This is a genomic window from Streptococcus sp. HMSC10E12 (assembly GCF_001807855.1).
Lineage (GTDB): Bacteria > Bacillota > Bacilli > Lactobacillales > Streptococcaceae > Streptococcus > Streptococcus salivarius.
The window spans coordinates 30,324-45,347 of sequence record NZ_KV791088.1 but is presented as its reverse complement, the minus strand read 5'-3'; the positions used below and the strand labels follow the sequence as shown (position 1 = coordinate 45,347).

At 39.6% G+C, this 15,024-nt stretch carries 11 protein-coding genes; 3 read left to right on the top strand and 8 right to left on the bottom strand.

Translation table 11 applies throughout. The features are described 5' to 3' along the window. Positions 1-28 precede the first annotated feature (28 nt). The 7 genes from HMPREF3112_RS11415 to HMPREF3112_RS04735 all read right to left on the bottom strand — a co-directional run bounded on the left by HMPREF3112_RS11415 (position 29) and on the right by HMPREF3112_RS04735 (position 9,664). Positions 29-166, bottom strand: coding sequence for a hypothetical protein (locus HMPREF3112_RS11415; protein ID WP_158084691.1), 138 nt, complete (start codon positions 164-166; stop codon positions 29-31). A 68-nt stretch (positions 167-234) separates the two neighbouring features. Next, on the bottom strand, positions 235-1,377 hold the full coding sequence (locus HMPREF3112_RS04760; protein WP_014633987.1) for a peptidyl-prolyl cis-trans isomerase: 1,143 nt from the start codon (positions 1,375-1,377) through the stop codon (positions 235-237). A gap of 61 nt (positions 1,378-1,438) precedes the next feature. Then, complete coding sequence (locus HMPREF3112_RS04755; RefSeq protein ID WP_048676289.1) at positions 1,439-2,146, bottom strand: O-methyltransferase; 708 nt, start codon at positions 2,144-2,146, stop codon at positions 1,439-1,441. 71 nt (positions 2,147-2,217) lie between these two features. Continuing rightward, positions 2,218-3,438 (bottom strand): L-lactate MFS transporter, encoded by a 1,221-nt coding sequence (locus tag HMPREF3112_RS04750; protein WP_048676292.1) that lies wholly within the window; start codon positions 3,436-3,438, stop codon positions 2,218-2,220. 211 nt (positions 3,439-3,649) lie between these two features. Further along, positions 3,650-5,455 carry an oligoendopeptidase F gene (gene pepF / locus HMPREF3112_RS04745; RefSeq protein WP_014633984.1) on the bottom strand — a complete coding sequence of 602 codons (1,806 nt, stop codon included), beginning with the start codon at positions 5,453-5,455 and terminating at the stop codon, positions 3,650-3,652. 10 nt (positions 5,456-5,465) lie between these two features. Beyond that, positions 5,466-6,425, bottom strand: coding sequence for a competence protein CoiA (locus HMPREF3112_RS04740; RefSeq protein WP_038675415.1), 960 nt, complete (start codon positions 6,423-6,425; stop codon positions 5,466-5,468). Positions 6,426-7,726: 1,301 nt separating this feature from the next. Beyond that, the gene (locus tag HMPREF3112_RS04735) at positions 7,727-9,664 is read right to left on the bottom strand and encodes a GbpC/Spa domain-containing protein (protein ID WP_070438425.1); all 1,938 of its coding nucleotides are present in this window, start codon (positions 9,662-9,664) and stop codon (positions 7,727-7,729) included. A gap of 410 nt (positions 9,665-10,074) precedes the next feature. On the opposite strand from HMPREF3112_RS04735, the gene HMPREF3112_RS04730 reads away from it, so the two are divergent. The 3 genes from HMPREF3112_RS04730 (at position 10,075) to HMPREF3112_RS04720 (ending at position 12,806) form a co-directional block, all read left to right on the top strand. Beyond that, positions 10,075-10,815, top strand: coding sequence for a CPBP family intramembrane glutamic endopeptidase (locus HMPREF3112_RS04730; protein WP_070438422.1), 741 nt, complete (start codon positions 10,075-10,077; stop codon positions 10,813-10,815). Between the two features lie 238 nt (positions 10,816-11,053). After that, positions 11,054-11,950 carry a LysR family transcriptional regulator gene (locus HMPREF3112_RS04725; protein ID WP_002885507.1) on the top strand — a complete coding sequence of 299 codons (897 nt, stop codon included), beginning with the start codon at positions 11,054-11,056 and terminating at the stop codon, positions 11,948-11,950. 10 nt (positions 11,951-11,960) lie between these two features. After that, positions 11,961-12,806: an aldo/keto reductase gene (locus HMPREF3112_RS04720; protein WP_070438419.1), complete on the top strand. Its 846-nt coding sequence runs from the start codon at positions 11,961-11,963 to the stop codon at positions 12,804-12,806. Positions 12,807-13,010: 204 nt separating this feature from the next. Here HMPREF3112_RS04720 and metG read toward each other — a convergent pair whose 3' ends face one another. Continuing rightward, positions 13,011-15,014, bottom strand: coding sequence for a methionine--tRNA ligase (metG, locus tag HMPREF3112_RS04715; protein WP_070438416.1), 2,004 nt, complete (start codon positions 15,012-15,014; stop codon positions 13,011-13,013). Between the last annotated feature and the right edge of the window lie 10 nt (positions 15,015-15,024).

The following is a 15,024-nucleotide window of genomic DNA, read 5'->3' as shown; positions in this document are numbered from 1 at the left end:
TCAATGAACTTGTCATTCTTATTTGTCTTTAATTGTGAACTTTGAGTAGCAAGTAACCAGATTCGTCCATGGCTCGCAGCGACCGCCATTTTTCTGTATCAGAAGCGATGATTACCAATCTCAAAGGGAAGGCTAAAAATGTCATGATATTAGAACCTTCAGCCACTCTCCATTTTAACGTGTTTTAGGCCTTAGGTCAAGCTGATAATAGCATTATCAACTCTATCTTGTGATTTATTTGCTAGAGCTTGATGATGAACTTGATGAAGCTCCAGAACCAGTCACATACTGGTCAAGAATTGCGCTAAAGGCCTTATCTACAACTTTAACATTATATTTCTTAAGGACCTTAGCAATCACTGAGTTAGTAAAGTTAGTATCAGATTTCTTACCATTGATGATGACCTTAGTCAAATCATCCTTATAGTTTTTCCAATCTGCATTTTTCTCAGATTTTGAAACAGTTTTGACGATGTAGTAAGTTGCAGCACCAGTTGAGCTGTTTGAAACAGTCACTACGTCAGAAACGGCATTAGCATCTTGTTTGAAAGCTGCTGTCAAAACATCTGCTGGGAAGTCTTGAGAAGCTGAGTTAACTGTCTTAGAAGTCACTTCCAAGCTGTTATCTTTAGCTACTTGTGAGAAATCTGCTCCTTCTGCCTTAGCTTCAGAGTCTACTTTATCTGCCACTGCTTTATCAGTAGTTGAAACCACTTGCACCTCTGTATTTGGTGTGTAGTTATCATAGGCAGCCTTGTAATTTGCTTCCGTCAAATCTTTTTGTGCGGCTTGATTAACAGCATACTCAACCAATTTTTGTGTACGGATTTGATTACGGTATGACTCTTCTGTTTGACCATAGGCTGCAAGTACTTGTGAGAATTGATCTCCGTATTGTTCTGAAGCTTGCTTATAAGCTTTGTCAACGTCTTCTTTGCTGACTTTGCTACCATATTCTTTTTCAAGAGCCTTTTGCAAAGTTGCACTCAAAACACTTTGTTGTGTTTGGCTGCTACCTTTAAGTGAATCAAAAACATCACCAACAGTAACAGTATCACCTTTCATAGATACCAAAGTTGTTTCTTCAGTTGTTTTGTTACCTAGAGAAACATACATAGCACCTGCACCAACGAGAGCTGAAACAGCTACAAGGGCAAGACCTCCAAGGAAGCGACCACCTGAGCTTGGTTTACCAGCATCACGTGTCTTTTTAGTTTTAGCACGTTTAGCTTTTTCTTTCGCTTTTTCACTGGCGAGGGCGATGCTTTCCTCTTCTTCTTTTTGGCGATCAAGATGCTCTTGTTCTGCGTCTTTGTCTGCTACAACCTCTTCAACAGTTTCTTCTGTTGACTCAAGGTTTTCATTTTCTTTAGCCATTCTATTTACTCCTTAAATTGTCAATATCTCTGCTATTATACCACACTTACTTAAATAATGCTTAATCTGGGAAGATAATATTTTCAGAATTTTTCCGAAGCATAAGAAGTCCGTCACTCATAGGAACCAAACTAGCAGTCAATCCAGGGTTATCTAAGGTCGCATCAAAAAGACGATGCAAGCCACGGTAAATCGTACGCTGACCACGACGAACCTCCATGATATCTTTGGCAATATCGCCCCCTTGGAAGATATCATCAAAGACGATGACACCACCTACCTTGAGACGTTTTAGGATTTCAGGCAGAAAGACGATATATTTAGACTTGGCTGAGTCCATAAAGACAAAATCATAATCAGTGTCCAAATCTTGCAAAACTTCTGCTGCATCTCCTTCGACCAAGGTAATTTGTTTGCGACTGTCATACTTGGCTAGATTTTCCTTGGCAAAGCCAATCATTTCTTCATTACGATCAACCGTTGTAATCTGAGCATCAGGTGCATACTCAGCCATAAGAAGGGCTGAAAAACCAATAGCTGTTCCTACCTCAAGGATTTTCTTAGGCTGCAAGGTCTGCAATAAAAATCGGAAATAAGCAACAACTTCGTGCTGGATAATTGGAATATTTTCCTTACGAGCAAAGGCCTCCAGTTCAGCCAAATGCCCTTTATTTTCCTGAAGATGCGTTCGCATGTAGTCCACAATATCCTTGTTGACTACAGGACGTCGCATGTTGTGATTTGCGTTTTTACTATATGATTTAACCATGTGTTTTATTATATAAAAAATCCCTAGCGAGTGCTAGAGATTTTTCTTATCTATAAATCAAATCGTCATCATTAGGCTACTTGACGTAACCCCCTCTTTTTCAAGAGGTAAGCAATGACCAAAGCCACCACGTAAAGAGCGATGAAAACAAGCAAGGTCATCTGGTATGATTTTGTCAATTCGTAGGTTACCGACAAGAGCATTGGCCCCACTAAGGCCGCCATCGCCCAGGCAGTCAAAATATAACCATGAAGGGTAGCCAACTCCTTTGCCCCAAAGATATCGCTAAGGTACGGAGGAATCAAGGAGAATCCTGCCCCGTAGCAAGTCATCAGAACAGCCATCGCAACCACAAAGACAAGTGGCACTTGTAGGACAATTAGGAGGACGGCCATAACAATATTAACCACAAAGAGGAGAATAAAGGTCTTCGGACGCCCAATATAATCCGACAAGCCTGCCCACAGAAGGCGACCAAAACCATTAAAGATTCCCATAACACCTACAACAACCGCCGCTGATTCCGCTGACATCCCAACCATATCTTGAGCCATTGGAGAAATAGCAGAGACAAGGGCTAAGCCACAAGAAATATTGATAAACAGAATAAGCCATAACCAGTAGAAAGTTGATGATTTCAGAGCCTCATTAGCCGTAACTCCCTTGCTCAAATCAGCAGCCTGACGGTTTGGACTCTTGTCAGCCAACAGTTGTGCTTCCTCTACACTTGGTCGTTTAATGAATTGTGAGACAAATAGCATAACAACAAAATAAACGACTCCCAAAATATAAAAGGTCTGCTCAACACCACGTGCCTGAATCAGATATTGAGCAATGGGACTGGTTAACAGCGAGGCAAAGCCAAAGCCCATAATGGCAAGGCCAGTCGCAAGTCCACGCTTATCAGGAAACCACTTAATAATAGTTGAAACAGGTGTAATATAACCCACACCCAGTCCTAGACCACCAAGAATACCATAACCAAGATAAAGCATCCACAGCTCTCCATGAGCAATGGCAACTCCTGTCAGAATATTTCCCCCAGCATAGAGAACAGCCGACATACTTCCAGTCACCCTAGGACCAAATTTTTCAACCAGACGCCCCATGAAAGCTGCAGAGAGTCCTAGACAAAAGATGGCCAACGAAAAGGCAAAAGAAACTGAAGATTGATCCCAGCCAGTCTGGGCCATAATAGGATTACGATAGATACTCCAAGCATAGGTAGACCCCAACATGAGATGGAGTAAGACACCACATGTTGCTACAAGATAACGATTGGTTGTTTTCACAAAAACCTACTTTCTATTTCTGAACATTGTTCACTTATCAACTATAAAACGTTAGGTTTTTAGTCTATCATGAATATAAACTAGGGGCTATAAATATGCTCATCCATATATTTCCATATCAATTAGAACTTATATTCTAGTAAATGTTCGTTTTTAAACATAAAAAGAATCATCCTGATTCAGAATGATTCTCTCTTATAGTGACTTCTTTTTAAGAAAGGTGAACACCTTTTTCAACCAAGTCTTCCAATTCAACGAGACGGTCTTCAAAAACTTTGAAGGCAGCATCCAAGTAGTCGGTATTGGTCATATCAACACCAGCTTTCTTGATGACTTCCAAAGGATAGTCTGAGCTTCCCGCCTTAAGGTAAGTAAGGTAAGCTTCCTTATCTTCTTCAGTACCATGAACAATTTTTTCAGCCAAGTAGCTTGCTGCCGCAAACCCTGTAGCATATTGGTAGACATAGTAATTCATGTAGAAATGCGGAATACGTTCCCACTCAAACTGAATTTCGTAGTTATCTTCAGCTTTGAGGTTATAGTATTTCTCATTGAGGTCTGCGTAAAGCTTATTCATGAAGTCCGCTGTCAAGATTTGACCAGATGCATCTGCCTCATGGATAGCATGTTCAAACTCGGCAAATTGTGTTTGACGGAAGACAGTTCCCTTGAAACCATCCAAATAGTGGTTAAGAATAGCAAAACGTGTCTTGTCATCTTTAACCTCTTTAAGCAGCGTTTCTGTCAAGATATTTTCATTGGTTGTAGACGCAATTTCTGCCAAGAAGATTGGGTAATCTCCGTAAACATATGGTTGAGTCTGACGTGTGAAAGTTGAATGCAAACTGTGGCCAGTCTCGTGAACCAAGGTAAAGAGATTATCCAAAGTGTCTTGCCAGTTCAAAAGCATGAAGGCATTGGTATCATAAGCCCCACCTGAATAGGCCCCTGAACGTTTGCCTTTGTTAGGGTGAACGTCAATCCAACGTTCCGTAAAGGCTGCATGAACCCCTTTACTATACTCTTCACCAAAGATTGCCAAGACTTCTTCTGCTTTCTTGAGGGATTCTTCATAAGTAAGAGCAGTTTCAGTCTCAGAAAGTGGTGTATAAACATCATACATCTTAAGCTCGTCAAGCCCCAAGACCTTCTTACGCAAATCAAGGTAACGGTGCAAAAGTGGCAAATGCTTGTTCACTGATTCCAAGAGTGAGTCATAAACACTCTCTGGAATAAAGTTAGCCGCAAGTGCTGCATGACGTGCTGAATTATAGTGACGAACTTTGGCTTGGTAATTGTGAACCTTGACAACGCCTTGGAGTGTTTGCGCATAAGTATGTTGGAACTGCTCGTAAGTCCCATACATCGCTTCATAAGCTCCCTTACGAATGTCACGGTCCTTAGATTCCATAAGAGTGATAAAGTTACCATGTGTCAACTCAACCACATCTCCTTGACCATCTGATACCCATGGAAAGAGGATATCAGCATTATCCAAGACATTGAAGGTATCCGTTGGACCGTTGAAAATATCACCAGCTGCTGCCAAGAGCTCTTCAGCTTCTTGGGAAAGAACGTGGTCCTTGTTTGCCAAAAGGCGTTCGAAATAGTGGTCATAAAGTCCAAGACCTGGCTCTTGCTCTTTAAATTCAGCTAATTTCTTATCATCCAAGGCCATAAATTCAGGCTCAAAGTAAGCAAAGGCTTCACTCAACTGTGAGTAAAGGTTTGAGGCCTTAGCTTGGTACTCTTGGTAAAGCCCTACTGTTGTGTCTTGGTCATTTTTCATTGACGCATAGACATAGATTTTCTCCAAGCGACGCATAAGACTCATATAAAGTTCTGTTGCCTCAAGCAAGTTCTTAGCAGAATCTAAGAGATGACCTGCATAAGCACTAGCCTTCTTCAAATCCTGAACAGTGCTTTCATATTCAGTCTCCCAATCTGCATCTGTCGCAAAAATGGTCGTCAAATCCCATGTGTATTTCTCTTCTAAATGAGCACGATTGTCTGACATAATATTCTCCTTAATTGTATCTATTCTTTACTATTTTAGCATAAAAGGTGGGAGGGTAGAGAGTTTGTCGATAAGAAAAACGCCTTTTTCGATAATATTGCTTAAAAAGCTTTTCAAAACCTTCAAGTGACTGTCTAATTTGTACAAAACCCTGCTTAGATTCTGGAAATCTCACTTGTGGAAAAAAATCCTGATCAGACAGGCATAACAAATTCATTCCCTTAAGATAGGCTTCTTCCTGCCTTCTCATCCACCTTGGATTTTTCCCCATTAATTCTCGTTGAATCACATGTGAGACCTTCTTTCGCTGAGTTACTTGATAAGTCTCAACCTGCTCTGCTTGATAAGGAAAACGTAAAACTGTCATGAGATTTTCGGTTAACGGCCAGGCCTTAGTTAAATAATAGACTTTCCCAAAAATATCCTCATAGATGAGATACTTAAGTCTAATTTCCTCACGCTTCCAATCAAGCTCCCATAGGTGAAATCCTATCTTAGCCGTAAAATAGAGAAAGTCCCGCTGTAAGTCTGTTAAACGTCCATTCAACCAGAGTTCCTCACCCAAAAGCCAACGCACTTCGTAACCTGCTTGGTGATAGGCACGTGTCCTCTCTCTCAAACGTTGCTGGGATAACCGAGAACACTGAACTTCTAGAGCCAGGGAGTCTCCAACAAATAAATCTGCAATTTGCCCCATCTCAGACAAAACCTTTTCAATACTTACTTTTTCACCATGATTAACCAAAGATTTATACAAAGCTGACTTAAGGGATAAATGTTGGGCCGATTCATTCTCAGAGAAGAACTGACAATTTTGCAAAGACTTATGAGCAAAATGTGGACACATTACCTGGCCATGCCTCAACAGGACAACTCCCTGGCAACCAGGACAGCTATAGGATTCCTTACGTTGCAAACTGGTTTCTAGAGCTGAAACGAGGTTTCCCTCCTGATTTCTTGCAATTAACATGACTCTCTCCTTCGTGCACTCTCTTACTTATTCGTAAAAGAATTCACAAAATAAAAAAACATCTAGATTACTCTAGATGCGTCCCCCATTCAAACTGAAACTTGCTCCCTGCTGTATGGAAACTTAGGTTTATAGGTGTATTGCTTACCTTGGGATACAAGTGCCGCTCAGTCCATTTGATCTCTTTTCAAAAATCTCAATTCTTCAAGGAAAATCCCCCAATTTTCCTTGGAATAAAGATTTTGAAAACAGTTTCTATCCCACATAACCATTAAAAATAGCTATTGTAGCATAGACAGATGCTCTCACAAACATCTGGTCAAATTCCGTCACTGAAGCATCATCCCAATATGCTTATCACCCTTTTGTTCCGCAATCCCACTAAAAACTTAATCCTTGAGTTGATAATGAGATAAAACAATTTTTAGACTTTTACAAGTTAAAGTCTTTATTTACTAACATTGAACCACCATTTCCCTAGGTGCAGTTCAATACCAACAAACGCAAAATCGTGTTGGTTCAAAATGGTTTCTAGTTAAGAGTATCTTGTGATTGATAGTCAGTCAATCTGAAGAACTTTCCCTCTAGCTTCTTTACGCAGCACGTCATACTGCTTACAAGATACTATTTCCTAGAAGAGTATTGGCTAAAAACGCCACTCTCAAAACATACCACCTATCAGTCATTAGGTTTAGTCCACCTTCTGATAGGTATATTAGCAGTTACTGCTTTATTTTCTTTTCCTCTTCGCTTTTGACGATTAGTCTCTACCGATTCTGCTGTTTTTGAATCTGTCGTTTGCTCTACACGGATTAAAAATACCGCTAGCTCCCGCTACGATGATGCTGATGTATTAAATCGATTAATCTAATTTTTTGCTGTTTAAATCTTCTCTTTTTTAAATCATCACAATGAAACATTGGAATTTGATAACTTAGAATTCCAGATTCTAAGCTAGTCCTTTTTGACTAGGGAGTCACCCTGCCAAAAAAACAAACTCTTCCTAACACAATCTATTATACTGTATTATAATTTTTTGTCAATTAATTTATTTCATATTTTTTGAAAATAATATTTACCCCCTTGTTTTACACATAGTTAACTATAAAGAAAAGCTTATAATATAGGCTTTTCTTGCGATTTTGAAAAAATTAGAAAATGTATATCTGTTTTTCTTTTTTCAGTCGAAATCAAGTAATTTCAGTAAATGTCAGAAAATTTCATCTTTATTATTTCTGGTTAACTTGATTTTTCCAAACTAAAAAAACTAGGAAATTTTCCTAGCTTTTTTATGTATTATCTTAGTGTTTACGTTTGTAAGTTGAAATACCGAACAAGGCTAAAGCTGATGTCACCATAGCTGCACCTGCTGCTGCAGAAGCTGCTGTTGATTTTTCACCAGTAGCTGGAAGAGCTGGAGCTTCTTCTTTTACAGGTACTGATGTTGGTGTTACAGGTTTACCTGGTGTAGGTTCTGTTGGAGTTGTTGGTACTTGAGGTTTTGGTTTCTCAGTTGTTTCTTCAACAGATACAAAGTTTTTGTGGTAAGTAACTTTTGCTGAAACAGTATTTGGAAGAACAGGTTTGTTTGGTTCTTCTGGCAATTCAGGAACAACTACTGTTGAGTTAGTTGCAAACCAGTAAGCAGTTGGAACGTTAAGGTTATTTCCACTTACGATGAAGTCCATTGGTTCACCCTTGAAGATTGTTGCAGCAGCACCATAGTAGGCATTCTTCGTACGAGGTGTTCCGTCTGGGTTAATAGCATCCCAACCTTCATCTGTAACTTCACCAGTTGTTGGATCAACTGTTGGGTCACTGTTAAAGCGTGAACCGTTAGCCACAAATTCGTTATCATTTGTTGCATAAGCATAACCATCTTCATGTAAAGTGATAGATGAACCAGGAATTTGAACGTATTCATTACCATTCAAACCAACTTTTTCAATGTGGTTTCCAAGCTCAGTGTTCCAGTGGTTAAGTGATGAGATACTCAAAACTGATCCGTTCTTAGACAAATCAAGTGGTGTCACTGATGACTCAGAATCAAAGAAGTTCAAGTTCATCTTAACGTGAAGTTTTTTGTTAGTGTCGTCAGTTTGTGAACCAATGAAAAGTGTCTTAGTTGGATCGTGATACAACTTAACAATGGCTGAACCATCTGTACTTGGTGTTTCTACCAAAGTGTAAGTTGCAACAATTTTCTTAACTGGAGTACCATTGAATGATGTTCCGTTTAGGTTGTTGTATGTTACAGTCAATGTTTGACCTGTAGCCATCTTCAACCATACATCTTCAGTGTATTCACCGTCAGCATTGATAGTGTACTGTGTACCGTTAGCTGCACTGAAGTCACTTGGAATGTAACGAGATGTGTTGAATTGTTCAAGGATTTCATCTACTGAGTGACCTGATTGGATTGTTTTATCCAAGTAGTCAACAGAACCTGCTGAATTTTCAACAGTCATAGTAGCATCAGATTCTGTTTTATAGATCAAGCCAGTAGCATTTTCAGCCAAGCCTTTTGTCAAAAGACGAGCTGTTGTTCCACCAGTGTACTCTTTGTATGATTTTTCCCAAGCAGCATAAGCAAGAACGTCTTGGTAGTATTTATCCAATTGTGTCTTGTAATCTGCAAGTTTTTGTTTATATTCTGAAACCGCAGTTGTCAAAGCTGTTGTTTGAACTTTGTTGTCATTGTTAGCAGCTTCGACGCTAGTGTGTTTAACACCTGCTTCTTCTGTAGCTGTGAATCCCCCTGTTGCAACAACATTTGCTTTTGCAGATGTAAGAGCTGCATCAGCTTCTTCACGAGTCAATTTATTTTCAGAAACAACTGTATTTGAAGCTTCTTGAGCATCTTTAGCTGCTTGATCTTGGACAGCTTTAACATCAGCAGAATCTTTTGATGCTGCTGCAGTCGTTGTTGCAGCTTCAACAGCGTTATCGAAGTCAGGATTTGAAACTTCAGCAATAGCTTTAGTTGTTGTTTTTACAGTAGTATCTGTTTCAGTAGTAGTTTTTTCTTCTGTTCCAGGTACTGTAGTAACAACTGCTGCATCACCTGTTGTTTTAACAAGGTTAGCACTTGATTCTGCAGCCGTATTTGATACGGTTGCATCAGTATCAGTAGTTGCTGTTACATCTTTAGCTTCATCCGCAGCTGCTACGCTTGTAGCCGCGAGTCCTGCAAGCAATACGCTTGAATACAATGTTGTTTTAAATGGATTGACTTTCATTTACACTTTCTCCTTCTTGGTTAACATTTTATTAACCTATTTTCTTCACCGTTTAATATACTACCGTGATTTTCAAAATTTGGCAATAGCTTTCTGAAAAAAATATTATATATTTGCTACATGTTTTTAAAATTTGACACACTTTTGTTATAATTTAATCATTTCTTTACAATTAATTATAATTCGTAAGGATTTTACAGAGTTTTCACTTATTACTTTCTTACAGCCGTTCATTTTTTTCTCATAATAAACTGTTTCAACGATAGAATAGGCTTTCTATTAGAAGTAAGTCATCAAGAACCGGCCTCTTCATAACTAAAAATACATAAAAAACACCTTCAAGTCCTTGACTTTAGTCGTTTTTCGTCGTATGCTTGAAAAAAATGTTAAGAAAGTTGGGGGACTTTTCAATGACAAAAAAAGAAACTAGGACACTGATCCTTTTTGGGGTTAGTATTATTTTTGTGAACCTTGTACTTCGTTTGCTTCTTAAGCCACTGCCAGAGGAGATAGCCTTTCTCATTAAGACACTAGGCCTAGGGTGTGGCTACTATTTCCTAGTCCATAAGCGACTAGGATTAAAAATAAAATCAACTAAAAAGATCAGTTGGTCTGAAACCTTAAGTGTATGTTGGTTGGTTCTTTTAGCAGATTTCTTCTATCTTTCTGCGGGTGCTTTTGGTATCATTAAGGCACCTCACATGATAGGAACTGCCTTGACTATTGCCTTAGGGGCTGGTTTTTTCGAGGAATATGTTTCTCGCGGACTCTTCCTTAAAATCGCCTTCCAAGATGGTGTTAAATCTTCAAAACAGGTTTTAGGTGTCGTTCTCCTATCTGCCTTATCCTTTGGGTTGGCTCATCTTGTAAATCTCACTCATCAACCCTTGAATGCTACTCTGTTTCAGGTTTATTATGCGACAGCTATAGGTATATTCTATGCGGCTATTTACTTACGTACTGGTAGCCTGTGGTGGACTATTGTCCTGCACTGTTTGATTGATTTTGCTAGTGTACTTCTCTCACAATCAACACAGGCTGCTCCAGCTACAAGTGTCTGGAATTTCATTGTTTGGTTACCACTGATTGCTATAGGGCTCTTCCTCATTCGTCCTAAAAAACTGAAAGCCATTAGATATCTTAATGACTAATATTTAAAACTGCATCCTACAATTTAGATTTTTAGTGTCTAGCCTGTGGATGCAGTTTTTCTTTTATCAGAACTATTTTCTTAGAGCTCAGCTCACTTTCCATTATTATTTCTAAAACGACTTAATCATAGAAATTTCATATCAGGTCTTCATCTATTCCTATCAGAATTTTGCTGATTTTAGACTTCTCATTTTGTTATAATATGACCTACAATCATATTTTTCAAAGGGGATGCTTATGAATTTTCAACAATGTCGCTATGTTCAGACTATCGCTGAAACAGGGTCTTTTAGTAAGGCTGCCAAAAAACTCTTTTTGACTCAGCCTAATCTCTCAGCATCCATCCGTGATTTAGAGGAAGAACTTGGAGTCCAACTCTTTGAGCGTTCCAATACAGGAGCCAAACTAACTGATGACGGTCATGATTTTCTCAAATACGCCAAACGTATTCTTGGAGAGTTAGATCTCCTAGAAGGACGTTACCGTAAATCATTCAAGAAATCATTCACTGTTGCCAGTCACCACTACGATTTCTTATCACTTCCAATGGCTCATATTGCCCAACGTTTTCGTAGTGATTATCAAGAATTTCAACTGATTGAAACAACGACTAGGAAGATTCTCAAAAGCGTTGAGAGCTTCGAAAGTGACCTGGGGATTATTTATCTAGATGAAGACAACGACCATATCCTTGAACGCAGTTTCCAACACATGGATCTGACTTTCACCCCACTTGGAGAGTTTGAAACTAAGATTTTCTTAGGTCGCCAACATCCCCTAGCTCACAAAAAATCCCTCAACCTCAAAGATTTAGAGGGATACCCACAGGTCCGCTTTCGTCAAGAAAGCTCTGGTATCCATTTTGACGAAGATCCTCTCGAGGTTCTGCCTGACCAACAAGTAATTTACAGTAATGACCGAGGCAGTGTTATGAATCTGCTCTGTGCCTCAGATAGTTACGCTTCTGGTCTCGGTATTGTTAATAGTTTCATTAAGGACCAAATTGTTTTACTTCCACTAAAGAACAGTCCAAAGCACACCTTGGGTTTTGTGACCAATAATAAACAGAAACAATCCGCAATTATTCAAGCATTTATCGAGGAAATTCAGGATAGCTTACTACCCCACCACTAAGGAGAAGAAAATGGAATTTCAAACACTTAATAATGGCATCAAAATACCCGTGCTTGGTTTTGGTGTCTGGCAAATTTTCGATCAAAAAGAATGTCAAAAAGCCGTTGAAGATGCTCTTTCTGTAGGTTATCGATTGATTGATACTGCTAGCCTTTATCGAAATGAAGAAGCCGTGGGACGTGCTATTAAGGCAACTGGTATCCCTCGCGAGGAGATTTTCCTGACTAGTAAGGCCTGGATTAGCCAGCTTGGCTACGAAGATACCAAATTAGCCCTAAAAGAAACACTTCGCAAACTAGATACTGACTATCTTGATTTATATTTGATTCATCAACCTTTTGGCGACTTACATGGTGCCTGGCGTGCTATGATTGAGCTTAAGCATGAAGAACTTATTAGAGCCATTGGTGTTTCTAACTTCTCAACAGGGCGTTTGGCGGATTTTGCCTTGCAGACACCTGTAATTCCAGCAGTCAATCAAATCGAGTTGCATCCCTATAAACAACACAAACTGATTCAGAAAGCTGATAAGGAATTTGGCACCCTAACGCAAGCCTGGGCTCCTTTTCATAGAGGAGAGGATGGTATTTTTGAGGACCCAACTCTAACTGCTATTGCTGAAAAACATGGCAAGACAGTTGCCCAGGTCATTCTCAGATGGCAAACACAACAAGGCATTCTGACCATTCCTAAGAGTACCCATATCGAACGGATGAAGGAAAACTTTAATAGCTTTAACTTCCACCTAGACCAAGCAGACCTTGACGCTATAGGTAAACTAGACCGATACCCAAATGCTTATGGTCCTGATGAAAGTGTAGAACGCATTAAGCATTTATTGAAATATAGTGTATAAAAAAAACGAGTTCGACTGAACTCGTTTTCTTATACATCAGGTCCTCTTAAGACTTTCCTTAAGAGTAGATGATTTCCGGTTTTAAGGAAGCAAAACTGCCGAGCACTTAACAAAGATGTGTTTCAAGCACTTTAGTCACAACTGAAGATTAGTAAAAAACAGTTTCCCAATTCAAAAAATTGAAAAACTATTTTTCATGATATTTTACCCAATCACGCTTCCGTTTGGAACAGATGGATCTACTGTCAAGACAGTGAGTTTGCCGTCATGTTCTGCGGAAAGAATCATACCTTGGCTGACATATTTCTTCATCATCTTACGTGGTTTGAGATTAGCCACAACTTGAAGTTTCTTGCCGACCAATTCTTGTTCGTTTGGATAGAATTTAGCGATACCTGAGAGGATTTGACGATCTTCACCGTCACCAGCGTCAAGTCGGAAGCGGAGCAATTTGTCTGAACCTTCGACCTTTTCTACTTCTTTAACTTCAGCAACACGGATTTCAACCTTGTCAAAGTCGTCAAATTTGATTTGGTCTTTTTCAGACTTAAGTTCGACCTCTTCTGGGTTCCATTCCTTCTCTTGAGGTTTGCCTGCGTTCATTTGAGATTGGATGTAGGCAATTTCTTCGTCCATGTCCAGACGTGGGAAGATTGGAGTTCCTTTTGAAACGACTGTCACATTCTCTGGAAATGCTGAAAGTTCAAGATTTTCAAGGTCAAATGTTACTGGCAAGCCAAGTTGTTCCATGATGGCATTTGAAGTTGTCATCATGAATGGTTGGATGAGGTGGGCTACCACACGAAGACTAGCTGCCAAGTGAGCCATAACAGCTGCCAATTGTTCCTTGTCACCATCTTCTTTGGCGAGAACCCATGGAGCTGTTTCATCAATATACTTATTGGTACGTGAAATGATGTTCCAAACGGCGTCCAAGGCACGTGGGAAATCTACAGCGTTCATTTGTTTGTGGAACTCTTCGATATTTTCAGCCACAACCTTAGCCAAATCAGCATCAAAGTCTGTAACGTCCTCAACATAGGCAGGCACTTGACCACCGAAATACTTGTTAATCATGGCAACTGTACGGTTGAGGAGGTTTCCAAGGTCGTTAGCCAATTCGTAGTTAATACGAGCCACGTAGTCTTCTGGTGTGAAGGTGCCATCTGAACCGACTGGAAGACTACGCATGAGGTAGTAACGGAGTGGATCAAGACCAAAACGCTCTACCAACATTTCTGGATAAATCACGTTTCCTTTAGACTTAGACATCTTACCATCTTTCATGACGAACCAACCGTGGGCAACAAGACGTGTAGGCAATGGCAAATCAAGAGCCATAAGGATGATTGGCCAGTAGATTGAGTGGAAACGAAGGATATCCTTACCAATCATGTGGATGATTTCGTGGTTTTCATCATTTTGCCAGAATAAATCAAAGTTAGCATGCTCATCCTGACCATAACCAAGGGCAGTGATATAGTTGATAAGAGCATCAATCCACACATAAACCACGTGTTTTGGATCTGATGGTACTTTTACTCCCCAGGTAAAGGTTGTACGTGACACAGCCAAGTCTTCCAAGCCTGGCTCGATGAAGTTTTTAAGCATTTCATTCATACGACCATCAGGTTGGATAAATTCTGGATGTTCTTTAAAGAAGGCAGTCAAACGGTCTGCGTAGTTACTAAGTTTAAAGAAATATGATTCTTCAGAAACAAGCTCTACTTCATGTCCTGATGGAGCTACCCCGCCAATGACATTACCTTCTTCATCACGGTAAACTTCTGCCAACTGACTTTCAGTGAAAAATTCTTCATCTGAAACTGAATACCATCCTGAGTATTCACCAAGGTAGATATCTCCTTGTTCCAAGAGACGCTCGAAAACTTGAGCAACAACTTTTTCATGGTAATCATCAGTCGTACGGATGAATTTATCGTATGAGATATCCAAAAGTTGCCAGAGGTCCTTAACACCAACAGCCATACCATCCACATACTCTTGTGGTGTGATTCCTGCTTCTTCAGCCTTTTGTTGAATCTTTTGGCCGTGTTCATCAAGCCCAGTAAGGTAGAAGACATCATAGTTCATCATACGTTTGTAACGTGCCAAGACGTCACAAGCAATAGTTGTATAAGCAGAACCAATATGCAATTTACCAGATGGGTAGTAGATAGGTGTTGTGATGTAGAATGTTTTTGTCATTTTAATTTCC

Bases quoted from the DNA above. Each gene is read 5' to 3' on its own strand.
- HMPREF3112_RS04725 (WP_002885507.1), top strand. From the start codon at position 11,054: ATGAATTTTCAACAATGTCGCTATGTTCAGACTATCGCTGAAACAGGG.
- HMPREF3112_RS04735 (WP_070438425.1), bottom strand. From the start codon at position 9,664: ATGAAAGTCAATCCATTTAAAACAACATTGTATTCAAGCGTATTGCTT.
- metG (WP_070438416.1), bottom strand. From the start codon at position 15,014: ATGACAAAAACATTCTACATCACAACACCTATCTACTACCCATCTGGT.
- HMPREF3112_RS04755 (WP_048676289.1), bottom strand. From the start codon at position 2,146: ATGGTTAAATCATATAGTAAAAACGCAAATCACAACATGCGACGTCCT.
- pepF (WP_014633984.1), bottom strand. From the start codon at position 5,455: ATGTCAGACAATCGTGCTCATTTAGAAGAGAAATACACATGGGATTTG.
- HMPREF3112_RS04720 (WP_070438419.1), top strand. From the start codon at position 11,961: ATGGAATTTCAAACACTTAATAATGGCATCAAAATACCCGTGCTTGGT.
- HMPREF3112_RS04740 (WP_038675415.1), bottom strand. From the start codon at position 6,425: ATGTTAATTGCAAGAAATCAGGAGGGAAACCTCGTTTCAGCTCTAGAA.
- HMPREF3112_RS04730 (WP_070438422.1), top strand. From the start codon at position 10,075: ATGACAAAAAAAGAAACTAGGACACTGATCCTTTTTGGGGTTAGTATT.
- HMPREF3112_RS04760 (WP_014633987.1), bottom strand. From the start codon at position 1,377: ATGGCTAAAGAAAATGAAAACCTTGAGTCAACAGAAGAAACTGTTGAA.